Consider the following 2,166-nt stretch of genomic DNA (forward strand, 5'->3'; position numbering starts at 1 on the left):
CTTCCGGTGACGCCGGGTAGAACTGCCCGGCCACCGCCGCTTCGCGTATTTTCATATCACCCTCCTTCTTCTTCGAATGAAAGCCCGCAAAGCGGGCCTCCAAAACTTTTCACTTTTCACTTTTAGTTTTTCACTACTCCCAGATTCCCTCGATCTTTCGGCCGCATTTGGGACACTTGCCGTCGACCAGCCTGTTCACCGTCACATTATACCCCGTCCGATCGATCAGCAGTTCGCCGCAGTCGGGGCAGTGGGTATCTCCGTGAACCGGGACGTTGCCCAGATAGACGTAGTAGAGCCCCGCTTTTTCGGCGATCTTTTTGGCCCGCATCAGGGTCTCGAGACCGGTCCATTTGTGATCGGTCATCTTGTAGTCGGGATGAAAAGCGCTCAGGTGCCAGGGCACATGGCGCCCCAGGTCGCCCGCGATGAACTCCGCCATCTCCGTCAGATCCCTGTCGCTGTCGTTCTCCCCTTCGATGAGCAGCGTCGTCACCTCGACCCAGATGCCGGCATCCACCATACGTCGCAGCGTATCCTTGACCGCCTCCAGGCCGCCTTTGAGAATCTTCTTGTAGTACCCTTCGTCCCACGACTTGAGGTCGATGTTGGCGGCATCGAGCCACCCTTTCATATCCTCGATCATCTCCGGGCTCTCGAAGCCGTTGGAGACGAAGATGTTTTTGAGCCCCTTCTCTTTGGCGATGACGCCGATGTCTTTGGCGTAGGGGTAGAAGATGGTCGGCTCGTTGTAGGTGTAGGCGATGGCTTTCGTCCCGTGTTCAAGCGCCAGATCGACCATCCTTTCCGGGCTCACGTAGATCTCTTCGTTGACCTTCGTCTCCTGGGAGATCTGCCAGTTCTGGCAGAAAGGGCACTTGAAATTGCACCCGACCGTGCCGAACGATAGCGCCGTTTCGCCCGGAAGCATGTGATAGATCGGTTTCTTCTCGATCGGATCGACGTTGAGGGCGCTGGGATGGCCGTAGACCAGCGTCTTCAGTTCGCCTCCGACGTTTTTGTTGACCCCGCAGATACCCACCTGCCCCTCTTTCATCTTGCAGTAGTGACGACAGAGCAGACAGACGATTCTGTTCTTTTCGGGTTCGCTTCTATAGTATTGCATCTTTAACCTCCTTCAGTGAGGAACCTTTATACCGATAGCCTCAACTTTGATCCATTTTATCGCTTTTTGTCGAAAAAGTCAAGGAAAATTTAAGGTTTATGGAACGGGGTCGGACATTCCCTTTTCGATGCGAATCGCTATAATATTCCCATGCAAAAAATCGAACTATCCAACGAAACTATCGAAGCGGCCAAAGAGGCACTCAAAAACGCGGACGCTCTGCTGATCACCGCCGGTGCGGGAATGGGCGTGGACTCGGGACTGCCCGACTTTCGGGGAAACGAAGGATTCTGGCGTGCCTACCCGGTGGCCAGGAAACTCGGGCTCAGTTTCGTGGAGCTGGCAAATCCCCGCTGGTTCGAAGCCGACCCCGCCCTGGCGTGGGCCTTCTACGGCCACCGGCTCCATCTTTACCGCGACACGGTGCCCCACCCGGGCTTTTCGATGCTGCTGGATACGGCGAAAGAAAAAGAGGAGTGGTTCGTCTTCACATCCAATGTGGACGGGCAGTTTCAAAAAGCGGGATTTGATGAAGAGAAAATCGTCGAGTGCCACGGCTCCATCCACCACCTCCAGTGCACCAGCTGTGACGCCGGCATCTGGAGCGCCGAGGGAGTGGAAGTGCCCATCGACATGGAAAATTTCCGGGCGCTCAAATGGCCCCGTTGCGAACATTGCGGCGCCACCGCCCGCCCCAACATCCTGATGTTCGGCGACTGGGGCTGGGACGGCACCCGCACCGACGCCCAGCAGGCTCGCTTCGAAGATTTTCTGCAGCGGGTCATCGTCAAACGGCTGGACCTCGTCATCGTCGAGATAGGTGCCGGCACCGCCGTGCCCACCGTGCGCCTTACCGGCGAACGCCTCGCCAAAGAGCTGGGCGCCAGACTCATCCGCATCAACCCCCGCGAACCCCAGATCGACCCGCGGCTCGGCTGGGGCCTGCCGATGGGCGGGCTGGAGGGGATCGAAGCTCTACTCGCATAGCTGCGGAGCGTAGAGCGTATCGCCGTATTTGACCTCGGTGATGCGGCCGCCGG

The 2,166-nt window shown here is 57.7% G+C and carries 2 protein-coding genes; one reads left to right on the forward strand and one right to left on the reverse strand.

What is annotated here, in order from left to right; translation table 11 throughout:
* Positions 1 to 133 precede the first annotated feature (133 nt).
* Positions 134 to 1,126 carry an AmmeMemoRadiSam system radical SAM enzyme gene (amrS, locus tag Q1K23_RS01750; RefSeq protein ID WP_300361629.1) on the reverse strand — a complete coding sequence of 331 codons (993 nt, stop codon included), beginning with the start codon at positions 1,124 to 1,126 and terminating at the stop codon, positions 134 to 136.
* A gap of 150 nt (positions 1,127 to 1,276) precedes the next feature.
* On the opposite strand from amrS, the gene Q1K23_RS01755 reads away from it, so the two are divergent.
* A complete protein-coding gene (locus Q1K23_RS01755; protein WP_300361632.1) occupies positions 1,277 to 2,113 on the forward strand; it encodes a Sir2 family NAD-dependent protein deacetylase in 837 nt (278 codons plus the stop codon).
* Positions 2,114 to 2,166: the final 53 nt, after the last annotated feature.

This window comes from Hydrogenimonas sp. (genome assembly GCF_029933015.1).
Taxonomy (GTDB): Bacteria; Campylobacterota; Campylobacteria; order Campylobacterales; family Hydrogenimonadaceae; genus Hydrogenimonas.